Raw genomic sequence first — 17116 nt, 5'->3', positions numbered from 1 at the left:
CCGTGACCACCAACCCCGTGAGCGTTCCCACCCCGTCCACCGTCGAACACAACCGGTTGGCGGAATCTCCAGGGGTCAGTGGGCCGTGGCGTCAGTGGGGCCCGTATCTGGCGGGACGGCAATGGGGCACGGTGCGCGAGGACTACTCCGAGGACGGAAACGCGTGGGCGTCGTTTCCGTTCGATCAGGCGCACAAGCGTGCCTACCGCTGGGGTGAGGACGGAATCGGGGGAATCTGCGATCGATTCGGTTTCCTGAATTTCGCGTTCGCCCTGTGGAATCGCAAGGATCCGATTCTGAAGGAACGCCTCTTCGGGTTGGCCAACGAGGAGGGGAATCACGGCGAGGACGTCAAGGAGTACTTCTGGGCGATCGACGGCACTCCGACGCACAGTTGGATGCAGTGGCTCTACCGCTACCCGCATGCGGAGTACCCGTACGCGCACCTGCGCGAGGAGAGTGCCCGACGCGGTCGTGACGACCGCGAATACGAACTGGCCGATACCGGGATTCTGGACGAGAACCGGTTCTTCGACGTTCAGGTCACGTATGCGAAAGCGTCGCCCGACGACATCTGCATCACGATCTCCATCACCAATCACGGACCGGAGGCAGCATCGGTGGATCTGCTGCCGCAACTGTGGCTGCGCAACACCTGGTCGTGGGGGCGTGACGATCGCGGCGGGTCGCTCACCCAGCTGACCCGACCGGAACTTCTGGCCGGCGGTCTCGAGGCGGTTGCCGCCGATCACGGATTCCTCGGTCGGTACTACCTCAGTGCCGAAGGATCGCCGTCAGTGTTGTTCTGCGACAACGAAACCAATGCCGAGTCCTTGTGGGGGCAGGACAACCTCTCGAAGTACCCCAAGGACGGCATCGGCCGACACGTCGTCGACGGCGAACAGGGTGCGGTGAACCCCGAGCAGACCGGGACGAAGGCTGCATTCTGGTATCGGTTCGACGACATCGCCTCGGGTGCAACCGAATCGGTACGACTGCGCTTGTCGCCCCATCGGCCGGACGAGCAGACGTTCGGTGCGGGATTCGACGCGGTCACCGGAGACCGTCGTGCGGAGGCGGACGAGTTCTACGGCGCAGTGATCGGTGCGGACCTCACCGATGCCGATCGGCACGTGGCGCGGCGGGCCTACGCGGGGCTGTTGTGGACCAAGCAGCTCTACCGCTACGACGTCGAGCAGTGGATCGAGGGCGACAAGGTAGGAGCCCCGGCCCCGCACTCGCGTCAGGACCCCAAGGGGCGCAACGCCCATTGGCGTCACCTCGCACTGGCCGATGTGATCTCGATGCCCGACGAGTGGGAATATCCGTGGTTCGCCGCCTGGGACTTGGCCTTTCACGCGATTCCCCTCGCTCACGTGGACCCGGACTTCGCGAAGGAGCAGTTGGTCCTGATGTGCCGGGAATGGGCGATGCACCCCAACGGCCAACTGCCGGCCTACGAATGGGAGTTCGGCGACGTCAACCCTCCGGTGCACGCGTGGGCGGCCTGGCACGTCTATCGGATCGACGGCTATCGGGATCGCGAGTTCCTGGTCCGGGTGTTCACCAAGTTGCTGCTCAATTTCGCGTGGTGGGTCAACCGTAAGGATTCCGAGGGGTCGAATATCTTCGAGGGCGGGTTCCTCGGCATGGACAACATCGGATTGTTCAATCGGTCCGCTCCGCTGCCTCCCGGTTTTCGTCTGGAGCAGTCCGACGCCACGAGTTGGATGGCGTTCTACTGCCAGCAGATGTTCAAGATCGCACTCGAGCTCGCGCGCCACGACAGCGCCTGGGACGACGTCGCGACCAAGTTCTTCTCGCACTTCCTCTCGATCGCGAAGGCGGTCAACTCGTTCGGTTCCCAGCACATCTCGCTGTGGCACGAGGAAGACGGATTCTTCTACGACGTCCTCGTCCAACCAGAGGGCGACGCGGTACCGATGCGAGTGCGATCCATGGTCGGTCTGCTTCCCATTCTCGGGGCCACGGAAATTCCGCCCTGGGTCGAGGCGGAGTGCCCGGACCTCGCGGCGCGGCTGCGGTGGGTTCAGCACCGTCGGCCCGAAATGGTCTCACCGCTGCTGGCGCGTCGGGAGGGCAACGAGGTGCGCCTTCTGCTCACCCTCGTGCAGCCCGAGCGTCTCAAGCGAATTCTCTCTCGCATGTTCGACTCGGAGGAGTTCCTGTCGGAGTTCGGTATTCGGTCCTTGTCGGCTTCGTACCGCGAGCCGGTCACGTTCGATGTCGACGGTCGTAGCCTGTCCATCGAGTACGAGCCGGGGGAGTCACGCACCGGAATGTTCGGGGGCAACTCCAATTGGCGAGGGCCGGTGTGGTTCCCGGTGAATGTGCTGTTGGCGGACAAGCTGCGCGCCTACGGGCGCTACTACGGCGACTCGTTCACCATCGAAATCCCCACCGGCTCGGGAAACCATCGCACTCTCACCGATGCCGCAGACTTGATCGACAACGGCTTGGCAGGACTGTTCCGTCCTGTCGACGGCAAGCGGCCTGCCGACGGTCGGCGGATCGAATCGAGTTCCGATCCACTGTGGAGTGAGCACCCGACCTTCAACGAGTACTTCGACGGGGACACCGGCGAGGGACTCGGAGCAACACACCAAACCGGCTGGACGGCGTTGGTTGCGCACCTGCTCAGGCCCCGTCTGCCGCTGTGAGGGCCTGCGGCCCATGTGAGTGGAACTTCGTAGTGGGCTACGAAGTTCCACGCACATGCGGCGCAGCCGCATAGTCTGACGGGATGAAGATTCGCGGCGCTGTACTCGAAGAAATCGGCCGATCTCGTCCCTTCGCGGACTCGCATCCCATCACCGTCTCCGACCTCGAACTGGGCTCACCGGGCGACGGCGAATTACTCGTCCGGATCGAAGCCGCCGGACTGTGTCACTCGGATCTGTCGGTGGTCGACGGTAATCGCGTTCGTCCGGTCCCGATGCTGCTCGGCCACGAGGCCGCGGGACGCGTCGAGGAAGTGGGCGCGGGCGTCGACGACATCGCCGTGGGGACCCGCGTGGTCATGACGTTCCTGCCGCGCTGCGGTGACTGTGCCGGGTGCGCCACGGACGGCCAGATGCCCTGCGTCGTGGGAAGCGCATCGAACAACGCAGGCACGTTGCTCGGCGGAGACGTCAAATTGCACCGCGACGGTGCCGAGATCAAGCATCACCTCGGAGTCTCCGGTTTCGCCACACACGCAGTGGTCAGCCGAAAGTCGGTGGTGCCGGTCGAGGACGACATCCCAGCCGACATCGCAGCGGTCCTCGGTTGTGCAGTGCTCACCGGCGGCGGCGCTGTTCTCAATGCCGGAACTCCGAAGCCGGGGCAGTCGGTGATGGTGGTCGGCCTCGGCGGAGTGGGGATGGCGGCCGTGTTGACGGCGGTATCGATCGGTGCGGGTGAGGTGATCGGTGTCGACGGCGTCCCCGACAAGCTCGTCGCCGCCACCGATCTGGGCGCAACGCAGGTCTATTCACCTAGTGATCTCGCAGAGCAGGGCATCAAGGCGGACATCGTCATCGAGGCGGCAGGTAACGCCCGCGCATTCGAAACAGCGGTCGCGGCAACGGCTCCCGGCGGAAAGACCATCACCGTCGGCCTGCCTGCTCCCGACGCCCGTTCGTCTATCTCGCCTCTCGGTCTGGTAGCCGAGGCGCGCACGATCATCGGCAGCTACCTCGGCTCGGCCGTCCCGGCGCGGGACATTCCGACGTACGCCCAGATGTGGCGCGAGGGTCGACTGCCCGTCGAGAAGTTGATCTCCTCGCGCATCACGTTGGACGAGATCAACCGCGGCATGGACGAATTGGCCGACGGCAACGCCATCCGTCAGGTCATCGTTTTCGACTGACCGTCAGCGGTGGGCAGCGGTGGCCACCCATCGACCGCGACGGCGAGAGATGTCGATCGGATGGTCGAAGCACGTGCTGATGTTGTCTGTGGTCAGCACCGTGTCGACCGGCCCCTGAGCATGCACCCGACCGTCGCGGATCAGCAACGCGTGGGTGGTCGAGGTGGGGATCTCTTCGAGATGGTGGGTTACCAGGATGCTGGCGAGCCCGGGGTGTTCGGCACGCAGCGAGTCCAACGCCGTCAGGAGTTGCTCGCGGGCAGCGAGATCGAGGCCGGTGGCGGGTTCGTCGAGTAGTAGCAGCGCCGGATCGGGCAGTAGTGCGCGGGCTATCAGTGCCCGTCCTCGCTCGCCCTGCGAGAGGGTGTGCCACGACGCGTCCACGCGGTGGGCGACCCCCAGCGACTCGACGAGCCGGTGGGCGCGCGCAATCTGGTCCTCGGTGGCCGACCATCTCGGGATCAGATCGGGAGTGTTGGTCAGTCCGGTCAGGGCGACCTGGAGCAGTGTCAGCGGGGCCTCGATTTTCAGACGAGGGTCGACGTGTCCGATGTGCGTGCGTAATTCGCGCATGTCCACTCGGCCCAGGCGGTGGCCCAGTACGTGCACCGCGCCCCGCGTGGGATGGACGACGGCTCCCAGCAAGCTGAGCAGGGTGCTCTTGCCGGCACCGTTGGCACCGAGCAACACCCAGTGCTCGCCCTCGTCGACCCGCACGGTCGCATCGCTGAGGAGATAGCGGCCGCCACGGACGAGATCGACGCGGTCGGCGAACAGAACGCTGGACTTCACCGACCGACCGTAGCTGCCGGTGTCGGGGGCCTGGAAGTAGGCTCGGTCTTCGGTAGGACGACAAGACGACGACGAAACGAGTGTGGGAACGACGTGAGTGCAACGGCACCTGTTCGAGTAGGGGTACTGGGTTCACGCGGAAAGGTCGGTCAGGCGATCTGCGCTGCAGTCGACGCAGCCGGCGATCTGGAGCTCGTGGCAACCGTCGACCAGGGCGATCCGTTGGCGAACTTCGTCGACAGCGGTGCGCAGGTGGTCGTGGATTTCACCCATCCCGATGTGGTCATGGACAACCTGCAGTTCTTGGTCGAGCACGGCATCCATGCTGTCGTCGGCACGACCGGTTTCGACGAGCAGCGGCTCGAGCAGGTTCGTGAGTGGTTGGCCGGATCACCGCAGACGGGTGTGTTGATTGCGCCGAACTTCGCCATCGGAGCGGTGTTGTCGATGCGCTTCGCTCAGCAGGCAGCCCGGTTCTTCGATTCCGTCGAAGTGATCGAGCTGCACCACCCGAACAAGGCCGATGCTCCTTCGGGGACCGCGTACCGTACCGCCGCGCTGATTGCCGAAGCGCGGGCGGCAGCAGGCACCCCGAAGAGTCCCGACGCGACGACGAAGGAGCTCGACGGTGCTCGCGGCGCCGATGTGGACGGAGTGCGCGTGCACTCCATCCGGTTGGCGGGACTCGTTGCGCATCAAGAGGTTCTGCTCGGGACACAGGGCGAGACCCTGAGCATCCGGCACGACTCGCTGGACCGGACGTCCTTTGTGCCCGGTGTACTGCTCGGAGTCCGCGAGATCGCTGCCCGGCCGGGGCTGACCGTCGGCCTCGACCCGCTACTGGATCTGTGAGCTGATCGACAGTGAACAAAGCGACCAAAGTCGTCGCCATCATTGCAGTGATGGTGGTGATCCTCGGCTTCTACTTGTTCCTGCTCGGACAGCGCGGAGTGACGCTGATCCAGAACGGCGGGGTGGCCAGTATCGCCTTGGGGATCGGGGTCATCCTGCTGCCGATCGTCGGGTTGTGGATCGTGTGGGCGACGCTCAAAGCAGGATTCGACCATCAGCGGCTGGCGTCGCGCATCCGAGAGGAAGGCCTCGAACTCGACGTCGACGATCTGCCGAGGAGGCCGTCGGGACGCATCGAACGAGACGCAGCCGACGAACTCTTCCAGCAGGTCAAGGCCGAATGGGAAAAAGATCCCGACAACTGGCGAAATTCTTATCGGCTGGCGCGGGCCTACGATTACGCGGGTGATCGCGGGCGAGCTCGCGAGACGATGAAACGTGCTGTGGCACTGGAACGTGCCGAGAGCTGACGGACATGGCGCGCACTTTGCTGATCGTTCACCACACACCGAGCCCGCCGATGCGGGAACTGCTCGAATCGGTCCTCGCCGGAGCCCGTGACCCGGAGATCAGCGGTGTGGACGTGCGCAGTGTGCCTGCGCTCGGCGCGACAGTCCCGGATGTGCTCGCCGCCGATGGCTTTCTCTTCGGTACCCCGGCGAACTTCGGCTACATGAGTGGTGCCCTGAAACACTTCTTCGACACCGTCTACTACCCGAGTCTCGATGCGGTATCCGGAAAGCCCTACGGTGCGTGGGTGTACGGAAACAGTGATACCGCTGGTGCCGGGCGGGCAATCGAAAGTATTGCGGCGGGTTGGGGATTGGACAAGGTTGCCGAGACCGCTCACCTGGTGGACAGCGGCAAGGAGTCGCGGGAGTGCTGCTACGAACTCGGCGGGACGATCGCGGCCGGTCTGTCCGACTGACCGCCGCCCGAGTCGGCGTGAGCATCTCGGCACGCTGCGGTCGCGCGAGTACCGACTCAGTCCGACTCGACAGGGGAGTGGGATCGCAGCACGTCGTCGGCCGGAATCGACAACGGAATTTCCAGCAGTCGTTCCGGCCAACTCGGGTACGCGGGTCTGATCCAGACTCGGTTGTCGTCGAGCTGAGTCATCAACACCCGGCGCCACTGCCAATCGTCCTGCGGTGTCAGCAGATCGGTCTCGGGCTGCAACGGCAGTGGGGCTTTCGTCCAGTGCGGCAAGGACAGTGACGCCAGTCCACGTTCTTCCAGGGCGGCAATCGCGTCCTCCAGCGACACACCCTGCGCAACAGTGATTCCCACCGGATTGACGGCGTCGACCAGGTATCCCTCGTCGTGTTCGTCGTACGGGGCCGATCGACCCGAGCCGTGTGCGACCGTCCATCCGATCACCTCGCCGTCCGAGGCTCGCTTCACCGGCAATCTGCTACGCCACCGTTCGACATCCACTTGCCAGAGGATACCCGGCTCCATGTAGTGAGTTCGGTGAAGAAACTATGTCCGATTGTGAGCAGGCAGGGTGGTGCTCGTGTTTGACTGCAGGGGATAGTCGATATTTGTACCGCTCTCGATACCAAGGGATTTCGATGACCCTCCCCATTCTCGACCGCTCCAGAATTGTTGCGACGCCCGAGTGGAGTCGCTGGTTGATACCCCCGGCGGCCCTCTCGATACACCTGGCGATCGGATCTGCGTACGCATGGAGCGTATTCAAGAACGCCATCTCACAGCCCGACGCCCTGGGACTCAGCGGAACGGTCACCGCCATACCGTTTCAGCTCGCCATCGTCATGCTCGGCCTGTCGGCCGCGATCTTCGGGACCAGAGTGGAGAAGAACGGCCCGCGTTGGGCGATGGCCGTTTCTCTGGTCTTCTTCGTATCCGGACTGCTCGTTTCCGCACTCGGCATGGCACTCGGCCAGTTTTGGCTGGTGATCTTCGGTTACGGCTTCATCGGCGGTATCGGCCTCGGAATCGGATACATCTCGCCCGTGTCGACGCTGATGAAGTGGTTCCCGGACCGGCCGGGAATGGCGACCGGTATCGCCATCATGGGCTTCGGCGGCGGTGCCCTCATCGCGTCACCTCTCACCAGTCAACTGATGGTGAACTTCGGCGGCTTCACCGACGGTTCGATCGCCAAGACGTTCCTCACGCTGGGCGTCGGATACGCGGTGTTCATGGCACTGGGAGTAGTGCTGATCAGAGTTCCGGCCGAGGGGTGGACACCGAAAGGCTGGACGCCTCCCGCGGCGTCGGCGATGATCTCGACGCACAACGTCTCCGCGGCCAACGCCGTCAAGACACCCCAGTTCTGGCTTCTGTGGGTGGTGTTGTGCTTCAACGTCACTGCCGGCATCGGCATCCTCGAACGCGGCTCCGGCATCTACCAGGACTTCTTTCCCGACGCGACATCCCCGGAATCGTTGGCCGCGGCGGCCGCTGGTTTCGTGGCGTTCCTGTCTCTGACCAACATGATCGGTCGCTTCGTCTGGTCCTCGGTCTCGGACGTGGTGGGTCGCAAGAACATCTATCGTCTGTACCTCGGTGTCGGCGCGCTCCTGTACCTGTACATCGCTCTGTTCACCAACACGAACAAGATCCTCTTCATGGTGTCGGCGCTGTTGATCCTGTCGTTCTACGGCGCGGGATTCGCAACTGTTCCGGCCTATCTCAAGGACCTCTTCGGTACGTACCAGGTGGGCGCAATCCACGGACGACTGCTCACCGCATGGTCGGTGGCAGGTGTTCTGGGGCCACTGATCGTCAACGCCATCGCCGATGCCGGAGAGCCGGGAACCACCGGCCGATACCTCCCGGCCTTCTACGTGATGATCGGATTGTTGGTCGTCGGGTTCCTGGCCAACGAAGCCATCAAACCGGTGGCGTCGAAATTCCACGAATCCGATTCGGCCGACGCCGCCGATTCGACGACCTCGACAGGAGCCAAGGCATGACCACCGCGCGAATGCAGGGAACGATGGTGATCGCATGGCTGTGGGTGTCCGTGCCGTTTGCCTACGGACTGTACGAGCTGATCCTCAAGGCGAAGAATCTCTTCAGCACCTGAACCACCGTGTCGGTGGATCGTGACAGGGTGACCCGATGCGAGACATGAGCGCTGCCATGGCGCGCCGCACCGCTTTGGCCGCCCAAGGATTGGCGTCGACCCGATCGCGCACGCGGCCGGCGAGCAAGAGCGCGGTGCACGGAGCCATCGACACCACCGGGTTGTTGCAGATCGACTCCGTGTCGGTGGTGGTGCGCGCGCACTATGCGCCGGTGTTCAGTCGCGTCGGTGCATACGACAGGAAATTCGTCGACGACGCCGCGTGGACCGACACCACCCGACGGCCGAGGCGGTTGGTCGAATACTGGGCGCACGAGGCAGCGTTGCTGCCGGTGGAGGACTGGCCGTTGATGCGGTGGCGCATGGAGTTGTATCGCCACGGTCGATGGGGTGGAGCCGCCCGCATTCTCGACCGTCAACCCACCCTGGTGGACGATGTTGTGGCCGTTATCGGAGAGCACGGGGCGGCCAGTGCGGGGGAGATAGAGAAGCATCTCGACGTCGAGACGCCCGGGCGCAAGGGTCCCTGGTGGGATCGGAGCGACGTCAAGGTGGTCTGCGAGCAACTTTTCGCCGCTGGAGTGGTGAGCGTGCCGGCACGGTCCGGGTTCGTTCGGCAGTACGAGCTCAGCGAAAGGGTGCTTCCCGAAGCCGTTCTCCGCAGGCAGGTCGACGAAGCGGATGCGGTGCGGGCCCTGATCGAAAAGTCCTCTCGTGCACTGGGAATCGGCACCGAGCCGGATCTGCGGGACTACTATCGGCTCTCCCAGAAGCAGTCCAAGGCCGCAATCGCCGACCTCGTGGAAGACGGCGTCCTGGAGCAGGTGTCCGTCCGCGGGTGGAACGCGCCGGCCTATGTGCACCGCGACGCCAGAACACCGAGGACTGCCACCGTCGCAACCCTGTTGTGCCCGTTCGATCCGATGATCTTCTATCGGCCGCGTGTGGAGAGGATTTTCGATTTCCACTATCGCATCGAGATATACACCCCGCAGCACAAGCGAATTCACGGGTACTACGTATTTCCCTTCCTGCTGGACGGCCATCTAGTGGCACGCGTCGATCTCAAGGCCGTGCGGGCGAACTCGGAACTACACGTCATAGCGGCGTACGTCGAAGGCGACCGCGATCCACGCGACATCGCACCCCGGTTGCGTGACGTCCTGCACGAGATGGCGGAGTGGCTCGAACTCGAACGTGTGGTGGTGGGTACCCGAGGTGATCTCGTCGCTGCGCTGCGATGACATGATCCGGCGTGCGCTCGGTACGGATCGGTGCCAGTATTTTCGAGCATGACCACTTCTCCGACAGGCATGGACACCGAACTCCCACCCCAGGTCGTCCTCCTGTTCGGGGCGACCGGAGATCTGGCCAAGCGGAAATTGCTGTCCGGGATGATGCACTTGGCGTTGTCCGAGCTGGCACCGAACATTCGCGTGGTGGGTACCTCGCTCGAGGAGATGTCCACCGACGAATTTCGCACCCTCGCTCGCGAATCGATCAATGCGTACTCCAGTCGTAAAGTCGGCGACGAACAGTGGCGGCAGTTCGCATCGCGGCTGACGTATGTCTCGCAGAAAGCCGGGCCGGCGGCGCTGGGTGCCGCGGTAGCCGAGGCCGAGATCGAACTCGGAGTCAACGCCAAGCGGTTGCACTACCTGTCGGTTCCGCCGAGAGCTGCACTGGCCGTGGTGGATACGCTCGCCTCTGCAGATCTGGTCAAGCGATCGCGCATCATCATGGAGAAGCCGTTCGGAACCGATCTGCAGACCGCAATCGACCTGAACGCTCGCCTGCACGAGACTTTCGACGAAGAACAGATCTATCGAATCGATCACTTCCTCGGCAAGGAACCGGCGCAGAACATCCTGGCGTTCCGTTTCGCCAACGGGCTGTTCGAGCCGATCTGGAACCGCAACTTCATCGATCACGTTCAGATCGACATCCCGGAAGAGCTCGCCCTCGACGGTCGGGCCGGGTTCTACGAGTCCACCGGTGCGTACAAGGACATGGTCGTCACTCACCTGTTCCAGGTGCTCGCGTTCATGGCGATGGAACCGCCGACGGCACTCGAACCGCGTGCGATCGGCGAAGAGAAGAACAAGGTGTTTCGATCGATGGTCCCGCTGGACCCGAAAAATGTTGTGCGCGGACAATATACGGGCTACCGCTCGGAGGAGGGTGTCGCCCCTGACTCCGACACCGACACGTTCGTTGCACTGAAATGCGAAATTGACAACTGGCGCTGGGCCGGTGTGCCGTTCTACCTCCGTAGCGGGAAACGTCTCGCCGAAGGCCAACGCATCATTTCGATAGCGTTCCGAGAGCCACCGAAGAGCATGTTCCCTGCCGGTTCGGGGGTGGGAGCGCAAGGTCCCGACCACCTCACCTTCGACCTGGCGGACGCATCCAAGGTGTCGCTGTCGTTCTACGGCAAGCGGCCCGGGCCCGGGATGCGGCTGGACAAACTGAGCATGCAGTTCGCCACACACGAAACCGAACGCGCCGGCGACGTGCTCGAGGCCTACGAGCGGTTGATCCTCGACGCCATGTACGGCGACCACACGCTCTTCACCACTGCCGAGGGTATCGAACGGCTGTGGCAGGTGTCGGAGCCGTTGCTTGCCGATCCACCGCCGGTGCGCCTGTACGCACCGGGATCGTGGGGCCCCAACTCCATCCATCAGCTCATCGCGCCGCATGCGTGGCGGCTGCCGTTCGAGCGACAATGGAGAGAGAAGAAGTAGGGGCGTGAGCGGAAACAGGGGAGAGCGTTCAGTTGTTCCAGCCGCGGTCCTTGCGCATCTGATCTCGTAGCGCGCCCTGAACCGCTTGGGAGAGCCACGAGTTCAGAGACACCCCGCTGTTGTTCGCTGCGTCTTCGGCTCGTTCCTTGATCTGCTCGACGAGTCGGAGCGTGACGCGTCGTACCTCGCCCGAGACATCGTCCATGGTCGGATACTCCTCGGCGACAGCCTCTTTCGGCTCGCCGTCGTGGTCCGATGTCGAGTCGTGGCGTCGAACGTCTGCGTGTGCCTGCCCACCGTCCAAGCGGACGACCACGGTCAGCTCGTCCAGTTCGTTCGACACCTCGGCCGCGAAGTCCGACAAGGCGGTCAGCAGCATCAACCGCGCCGACGCTTCCGCGGTCTTGCCGAGGGCCTCGGCTGTCTGCCGGGTGTGTTCGTCGCCCAAGGCCGCCGCGGCCATCAAGTCGGTGCGCAGAGTGGCGGTGTACTTGCTGAGTTCCATGATGTCAGTGTGACGTCAGAGCTGACGTCAGTCAAGGTGCATCATGATGTCAGCGCGACGTCATGAAGACATCTGTGGTGGCGTCGTGCGCGGCAGGGTGTGGTCGACGCCGTTTAGGGTTGGGCGGTGTCGTCAGAAATCAAAGGTCGAGCTGCGCCTCGAACAGTCGCGCTGAACGTGCAGTTGGTGGCTCGAACCGAGTTCGTGCCACCCGCCGACATTCCGTGGGAGACCGACGCCGACGGTGGGCAGGCGTTGGTGGAATTCGCCGGCAGAGCGTGCTATCAGAGTTGGTCGAAACCGAACCCTCGCACTGCGACCAATGCGTCGTACCTACGTCATCTGCTCGACGTCGGACACCTGTCCGTGCTCGAGCACGCGAGCGTGAGCTTCTACATCACCGGCATCTCTCGGTCGTGCACACACGAGTTGATTCGGCATCGACATTTCTCGTATTCACAGTTGTCGCAGCGCTTCGTGCCCGAGCACGATGCCAACGTGGTGCTTCCGCCGGCCGTGGAGGGCGACCCCGAGCTCGAGGCCCTGTTCGCATCGGCGACGGAGGCGAGTCGAGCGGCGTACAGCGAGTTGCTCGCCGCGCTCGACGGCAAACTGGAGTCGGTCACCAACGCTGCCTTGCGTGGCAAGCAGGCACGACAGGCGGCTCGTTCGGTTCTGCCGAACGCCACCGAAACTCGTGTGGTGGTGAGTGGGAACTATCGCGCATGGCGGCATTTCGTGTCGATGCGGGCCTCGGAGCACGCGGACGTCGAAATTCGACGCGTCGCCGTCGAATGTCTGCGTAAGCTCGTGAACGTGGCGCCCGACGTGTTCGGCGACTTCGAGATCACGACTCTGCCGGACGGAACGGAAGTCGCACGCAGCCCCTTCGTCACCGAGGTCTAGGAATCGCGTTCGAGGCTCGAACGGACCGGCGCGGACCACCGGTGTCAGCGGGGAGTCCCGCTGCGTAGGAGTGGGTAAAGCACCGGGTAATCTGCTGCCATGACCTACGGTGACGCCGCTCCTTCCGTTGCGCCTGTGTTCGGTACGGTGCTCACCGCAATGGTGACCCCGTTCACGGCCGACGGGAAGTTGGATATCGACGCAGGCGTTCGGCTCGCGCATCATCTCGTCGAACAGGGAAACGACGGGCTGGTGCTGGCCGGGACAACGGGTGAGTCGCCCACCACCACCGAGAACGAGAAGCTCGAACTGTTGCGTGCCGTGATCGCGGCCGTCGGACATCGGGCTCGGATCATCGCCGGGGCCGGAAGCAACGACACCGCGCACAGCGTCGAACTCGCCCGTGATGCCGCTCGCGCCGGTGCGCACGGCCTGCTCGTGGTCACCCCGTACTACTCCAGGCCGCCGCAAGCGGGCCTCTACGCCCACTTCACTGCGGTCGCCAGCGCGACCGATCTGCCTGTGATGCTGTACGACATTCCGCCTCGATCGGTCGTTCCCATCGAGACCGAGACACTGCGTCGGCTCGCCGAGCACCCCCGCATCCTTGCCGTCAAGGATGCCAAGGGCGATCTCAACGCCGGTGCCGAACTGATCGCATCGACCGGTCTGCAGTTCTACTCCGGAGACGACCCACTGAACCTGCCCTGGCTCTCCGTCGGTGCCACCGGGTTCGTCAGCGTCATCGGGCACCTCGTTCCGGCCCGTCTGCGCGAACTGCACACCGCATTCATGATGGGTGACATCGCCCGCGCCCAAGCGATCAACGTCAGCCTCATCCCGGTCATCCGTTCGGTGGCACGCCTCGGCGGCGTCAGCGCATCGAAGGCAGGCCTGCGCCTCATCGGACTCGATGTCGGCGAACCACGACTTCCCCAGGTGCCACCGAGCATCGATCACATCGAATTGCTCGCAGCCGAGCTGCGGGCGGCAGGAGTTCTTGTATGACACGACCCAACAGATCGCGCGGACGCGCAACCCGAAACGCCGGACCGCCGTCCGAGCGGCCGGCTGCGAAGCAGGGCCAACCTTCTGGTGCCCGCCAGGGCAAGCCGATGGTGCAGAATTCCGCTCGGACGCAGCGTCCCGACAAGCGTCGTGAGTTCGACCCGACAGAGCGTCTCGGCACACCGCCGAAGGCCCCGTTCAAGGGCCTCCGAGTGGTCGCTCTGGGCGGAATCGGCGAGATCGGTCGCAACATGACCGTCTTCGAGCATCAGGGCAAGATGCTGATCATCGACTGTGGCGTCCTGTTCCCCGAGGACCAGCAGCCGGGTGTCGACCTGATCCTGCCCGACTTCCGGCACATCGAGAACCGCATGGCCGACGTCGAGGCCGTGGTTCTGACACACGGTCACGAGGACCACATCGGCGCTATCCCGTTCCTGCTGCGCCTGCGTCCCGACCTGCCCGTCGTCGGATCCAAGTTCACCCTCGCGCTGGTTGCGGCCAAGTGCCGTGAGCACCGGCTGCGGCCGAACCTCGTCGAGGTGATCGAGGGCCAGCACACGCAGCACGGGCCGTTCGACTGCGAGTACTTCGCCGTCAACCACTCCATTCCCGACGCCCTTGCAATCGCCATCAGGACCGATGCCGGTCTGGTGCTGCACACCGGAGACATCAAGCTCGATCAGTTGCCGCTCGACGGGCGCCTCACCGACCTGGCCGGTTTCTCACGGCTCGGTGACGAGGGAGTGGACCTGTTTCTGGTCGACTCCACCAATGCCGAGGTGCCCGGATTCGTCACGCCGGAACGGGAGATCGGCGGTGTACTCGACACCGTCATCGGCAAAGCGAAGCAGCGCGTCATCGTCGCGTCGTTCGCCAGTCACGTGCACCGCATTCAGCAGGTCATCGACGTGGCCGAGCGATACAACCGTCGGGTGGCGTTCGTCGGTCGTTCGATGGTGCGCAACATGCAGATCGCCCAGGATCTGGGCTACCTGCGGGTGCCCGACGGACTCGAGGTCACTGTCGATACCGCCGCGACACTCCCGGACGACCGGTTGGTGCTCATCTCCACCGGCTCGCAGGGCGAACCACTGTCGGCGCTCTCGCGCATGGCCCGCGGCGAGCACCGTCAGATCAACGTCAAGGCCAACGATCTCGTGGTGTTGGCGTCGTCGCTGATTCCGGGCAACGAAAACTCCGTGTTCGCGGTGGTCAACGGCCTCGCCAAGCGTGGCGCGACCGTCGTGACGCAGCAGAACGCGAAGGTCCACGTCTCCGGTCACGCATCGGCAGGCGAATTGCTGTACCTCTACAACGCAGTCCGGCCTACCAACGCTATGCCGGTGCACGGCGAGTGGCGTCACCTGCGGGCCAACGCGGCGCTGGCGAAGGCGACCGGTGTGTCCGAGGACCGGATCGTGCTCGCCGAGGACGGCGTCGTTGTCGACATGGTCGACGGGCTCGCCGAGATCGTCGGGCAGGTCCCGGTCGGTCACGTGTACGTGGACGGCTTGTCGGTCGGCGATGTCGGAGATTCGACGCTGTCGGATCGTCTCGTGCTCGGCGAGGGCGGCTTCATCGCGATCAGCGTTGCCGTCGATTCGGCCACCGGCCGTGCAGTGACCGCACCCGAGGTGTCCGGTCGCGGCTTCTCCGACGACCCGGCGGCCCTGAAGGAAGCCGGGCAACTCGTGGAGGCCGAACTGCAGCGGCTGGCCTCGGACGGTGTGTCCGATACCCACCGGATCGCTCAGGCCGTCCGCCGCGTCGTGGGCCGATGGGTAGCGGACAAGTACCGGCGCAAGCCGATGATCGTTCCGACGATCATCGCGGTCAAGCCACAACCGCAGTCCTAGAGTTCAGACGAGCAGTCGCCAGAGGCCGATGAGGCCGAGGACGACGATGGCACCGCGCAGGGCCGCCGGCGACAGCCGGCGGCCGTAGCGTGCTCCCACCGCTCCGCCGATGAGGGAGCCGACCGCGATCAGACCGGCGGCCTGCCAGCTGATGTCGTCGAACCGAAAGATCGTGAAAGCAACTGCTGCAACGATATTGACGACGAGCGAGAGCAAGTTCTTGGCAGCGTTCATGCGCTGCATCGTTTCGGGGAGCAGCGCGCCCATCACTCCGATGAGCAGGATTCCTTGTGCTGCAGTGAAATAGCCGCCGTAGATGCCGACCAGCAGAGTACCGACGGTGACCAGCGCCATGCGGCCGCGGCCGATGTGGCCGGCCGCCTTACCTGCCGCCTCGGACCGACGTTTGGCCCAGGCCTGGATCTTCGGTTGTGCGACAACGAGAATCAACGCACCGATGAGCAACACCGGAACGACAGAGGCGAATACCTTCTCGGGCAGATGCAACAGCAGCCACGCGCCACCGAGTGCGCCGAAGAACGATGCAGGAAGCTGCCAACGCAGTCGGTGCCATTGCCCGCGAAGTTCCCGGCGATACCCCCAGGTGCCCGAGACGCTTCCCGCCACCAGTCCGATGGCGTTGGACATCGTGGCGACAACCGGGGGATAGCCGAACGCGACCAGGGTGGGGAACGTGATCAACGTGCCCGAACCGACGACGGCGTTGATTGCACCGGCCCCGAGGCCGGCGAGCAAGATGACGAGAATTTCCGATACCGGCACTGTTGGGAGGTTACCCAGACGAAGGAGTAGGTCTCGCGGCAGGATGCCGCTCATACGATGTAGCCGTAGCCTGGAGCAGGTGAGCCTTGCCCAGGATGAACGTTCCCAGCTTGTTCGGACCCTTCTCGACGTCGGCCCCGATGCCCCGACACTGTGCGGTGAGTGGACCGCTGCCGATCTGGCCGCGCACCTCGTCGTTCGTGAACGGCGACTCGATGCGTCGCCGGGTATCTTTCTCGGCCCCCTGTCCGGATACACGGAGCGGGTTCAGCGTTCCGTCGCGAATCGACCGTTCGCGTCGGTGGTCGAGGACGTTCGCACCGGGCCGCCGATGTGGTCGCCGTTCGCCCTGCTGGATCCGCTGATCAACCTCGGCGAGATGTTCGTCCATCACGAGGATCTTCGCCGCGCGGAAGGAAAGTGGACCCGGCGGGTTCTGCCCAGCGCGGTCGAGTCCCGACTGTGGCCCCAGGTTCGGTTCATCGGACGAGCAGGGCACCGCTCGGCATCGGTTCCGGTCCATGTTCGCACCCCGGACGGCCGACGGGCCACCTTCAAGGGTGGCTCGGGCCCGGGTGTGACAGTAGTGGGGGAGCCCTCCGAACTCCTTCTCTATGCGTTCGGTCGGGACGAGGTAGAGGTCGTGTACGAGGGTTCGGCGAACGATGTCGCCGCGGTGAAGGCGCTCGACCTGAGTTTCTGACGCACATCCCCTCGCTGTTACTGGTGTTGCGG

The 17116-nt window shown here is 64.2% G+C and carries 17 protein-coding genes; 13 read left to right on the top strand and 4 right to left on the bottom strand.

What is annotated here, in order from left to right; genetic code table 11:
* Nucleotides 1-2 precede the first annotated feature (2 nt).
* Both QM588_RS12420 and QM588_RS12415 read left to right on the top strand, forming a co-directional pair.
* Nucleotides 3-2681 (top strand): MGH1-like glycoside hydrolase domain-containing protein, encoded by a 2679-nt coding sequence (locus QM588_RS12420; protein ID WP_230591972.1) that lies wholly within the window; start codon nucleotides 3-5, stop codon nucleotides 2679-2681.
* 83 nt (nucleotides 2682-2764) lie between these two features.
* Complete coding sequence (locus QM588_RS12415) at nucleotides 2765-3871, top strand: alcohol dehydrogenase catalytic domain-containing protein (protein ID WP_283313674.1); 1107 nt, start codon at nucleotides 2765-2767, stop codon at nucleotides 3869-3871.
* Nucleotides 3872-3874: 3 nt separating this feature from the next.
* On the opposite strand, the gene QM588_RS12410 is transcribed toward QM588_RS12415, so the two are convergent.
* Nucleotides 3875-4663, bottom strand: a complete 789-nt coding sequence (locus tag QM588_RS12410; RefSeq protein ID WP_283313671.1) for an ABC transporter ATP-binding protein — start codon at nucleotides 4661-4663, stop codon at nucleotides 3875-3877.
* 93 nt (nucleotides 4664-4756) lie between these two features.
* Here QM588_RS12410 and dapB point away from each other — a divergent pair, with 93 nt between their 5' ends.
* The 3 genes from dapB to QM588_RS12395 are packed head-to-tail and all read left to right on the top strand — an operon-like array spanning nucleotide 4757 to nucleotide 6443.
* Entirely contained in the window at nucleotides 4757-5515 is a 759-nt protein-coding gene (dapB, locus tag QM588_RS12405; protein WP_283313669.1) for a 4-hydroxy-tetrahydrodipicolinate reductase, read from the top strand.
* 50 nt (nucleotides 5516-5565) lie between these two features.
* The gene (locus QM588_RS12400) at nucleotides 5566-5985 is read left to right on the top strand and encodes a hypothetical protein (protein ID WP_283314128.1); all 420 of its coding nucleotides are present in this window, start codon (nucleotides 5566-5568) and stop codon (nucleotides 5983-5985) included.
* A gap of 5 nt (nucleotides 5986-5990) precedes the next feature.
* Nucleotides 5991-6443, top strand: coding sequence for a flavodoxin family protein (locus QM588_RS12395; protein WP_283313668.1), 453 nt, complete (start codon nucleotides 5991-5993; stop codon nucleotides 6441-6443).
* Between the two features lie 56 nt (nucleotides 6444-6499).
* Here the strand turns inward: QM588_RS12395 and QM588_RS12390 are convergent, their stop codons facing one another.
* Nucleotides 6500-6952 carry a hypothetical protein gene (locus QM588_RS12390; protein WP_283313667.1) on the bottom strand — a complete coding sequence of 151 codons (453 nt, stop codon included), beginning with the start codon at nucleotides 6950-6952 and terminating at the stop codon, nucleotides 6500-6502.
* A 137-nt stretch (nucleotides 6953-7089) separates the two neighbouring features.
* Between QM588_RS12390 and QM588_RS12385 the strand changes: the two genes are divergently transcribed.
* Genes QM588_RS12385 through zwf form a run of 4 tightly spaced genes read left to right on the top strand, consistent with a single transcriptional unit; the run spans nucleotide 7090 to nucleotide 11320 of the window.
* Nucleotides 7090-8460, top strand: coding sequence for an OFA family MFS transporter (locus tag QM588_RS12385; RefSeq protein ID WP_283313665.1), 1371 nt, complete (start codon nucleotides 7090-7092; stop codon nucleotides 8458-8460).
* Nucleotides 8457-8573: an MFS transporter small subunit gene (locus tag QM588_RS25805; RefSeq protein WP_420030340.1), complete on the top strand. Its 117-nt coding sequence runs from the start codon at nucleotides 8457-8459 to the stop codon at nucleotides 8571-8573. The genes QM588_RS12385 and QM588_RS25805 overlap by 4 nt, the downstream gene beginning before the upstream one ends.
* A gap of 35 nt (nucleotides 8574-8608) precedes the next feature.
* Complete coding sequence (locus QM588_RS12380) at nucleotides 8609-9817, top strand: winged helix-turn-helix domain-containing protein (RefSeq protein WP_283313663.1); 1209 nt, start codon at nucleotides 8609-8611, stop codon at nucleotides 9815-9817.
* A 48-nt stretch (nucleotides 9818-9865) separates the two neighbouring features.
* Complete coding sequence (gene zwf / locus QM588_RS12375) at nucleotides 9866-11320, top strand: glucose-6-phosphate dehydrogenase (protein ID WP_283313662.1); 1455 nt, start codon at nucleotides 9866-9868, stop codon at nucleotides 11318-11320.
* 28 nt (nucleotides 11321-11348) lie between these two features.
* Here zwf and QM588_RS12370 read toward each other — a convergent pair whose 3' ends face one another.
* Complete coding sequence (locus QM588_RS12370; protein ID WP_032400606.1) at nucleotides 11349-11825, bottom strand: hypothetical protein; 477 nt, start codon at nucleotides 11823-11825, stop codon at nucleotides 11349-11351.
* 126 nt (nucleotides 11826-11951) lie between these two features.
* Here QM588_RS12370 and thyX point away from each other — a divergent pair, with 126 nt between their 5' ends.
* From thyX to QM588_RS12355, 3 genes are all read left to right on the top strand, one after another.
* On the top strand, nucleotides 11952-12731 hold the full coding sequence (thyX, locus tag QM588_RS12365; protein ID WP_230593475.1) for an FAD-dependent thymidylate synthase: 780 nt from the start codon (nucleotides 11952-11954) through the stop codon (nucleotides 12729-12731).
* Nucleotides 12732-12830: 99 nt separating this feature from the next.
* Nucleotides 12831-13739 carry a 4-hydroxy-tetrahydrodipicolinate synthase gene (gene dapA, locus QM588_RS12360; RefSeq protein ID WP_008716948.1) on the top strand — a complete coding sequence of 303 codons (909 nt, stop codon included), beginning with the start codon at nucleotides 12831-12833 and terminating at the stop codon, nucleotides 13737-13739.
* A 107-nt stretch (nucleotides 13740-13846) separates the two neighbouring features.
* A complete protein-coding gene (locus QM588_RS12355) occupies nucleotides 13847-15598 on the top strand; it encodes a ribonuclease J (protein ID WP_371832547.1) in 1752 nt (583 codons plus the stop codon).
* Nucleotides 15599-15601: 3 nt separating this feature from the next.
* On the opposite strand, the gene QM588_RS12350 is transcribed toward QM588_RS12355, so the two are convergent.
* Nucleotides 15602-16381: a sulfite exporter TauE/SafE family protein gene (locus QM588_RS12350; RefSeq protein WP_283313657.1), complete on the bottom strand. Its 780-nt coding sequence runs from the start codon at nucleotides 16379-16381 to the stop codon at nucleotides 15602-15604.
* 79 nt (nucleotides 16382-16460) lie between these two features.
* On the opposite strand from QM588_RS12350, the gene QM588_RS12345 reads away from it, so the two are divergent.
* Nucleotides 16461-17084: a TIGR03085 family metal-binding protein gene (locus QM588_RS12345; protein WP_032400608.1), complete on the top strand. Its 624-nt coding sequence runs from the start codon at nucleotides 16461-16463 to the stop codon at nucleotides 17082-17084.
* Nucleotides 17085-17116: the final 32 nt, after the last annotated feature.

This window comes from Rhodococcus sp. IEGM 1354, from assembly GCF_030056855.1.
In the GTDB taxonomy this organism is placed as follows: Bacteria; Actinomycetota; Actinomycetes; order Mycobacteriales; family Mycobacteriaceae; genus Rhodococcoides.
Note: the sequence above shows the minus strand (reverse complement) of the source record. Positions and strands in the feature narration are given on the sequence as shown.

Coding starts and splice junctions, on each gene's coding strand:
- dapA (WP_008716948.1), top strand. CDS start 12,831: ATGACCTACGGTGACGCCGCTCCTTCCGTTGCGCCTGTGTTCGGTACG.
- QM588_RS12415 (WP_283313674.1), top strand. CDS start 2,765: ATGAAGATTCGCGGCGCTGTACTCGAAGAAATCGGCCGATCTCGTCCC.
- QM588_RS12400 (WP_283314128.1), top strand. CDS start 5,566: ATGGTGGTGATCCTCGGCTTCTACTTGTTCCTGCTCGGACAGCGCGGA.
- QM588_RS12395 (WP_283313668.1), top strand. CDS start 5,991: ATGGCGCGCACTTTGCTGATCGTTCACCACACACCGAGCCCGCCGATG.
- QM588_RS12370 (WP_032400606.1), bottom strand. CDS start 11,825: ATGGAACTCAGCAAGTACACCGCCACTCTGCGCACCGACTTGATGGCC.
- QM588_RS12385 (WP_283313665.1), top strand. CDS start 7,090: ATGACCCTCCCCATTCTCGACCGCTCCAGAATTGTTGCGACGCCCGAG.
- QM588_RS12380 (WP_283313663.1), top strand. CDS start 8,609: ATGCGAGACATGAGCGCTGCCATGGCGCGCCGCACCGCTTTGGCCGCC.
- zwf (WP_283313662.1), top strand. CDS start 9,866: ATGACCACTTCTCCGACAGGCATGGACACCGAACTCCCACCCCAGGTC.
- QM588_RS12355 (WP_371832547.1), top strand. CDS start 13,847: ATGGTGCAGAATTCCGCTCGGACGCAGCGTCCCGACAAGCGTCGTGAG.
- QM588_RS25805 (WP_420030340.1), top strand. CDS start 8,457: ATGACCACCGCGCGAATGCAGGGAACGATGGTGATCGCATGGCTGTGG.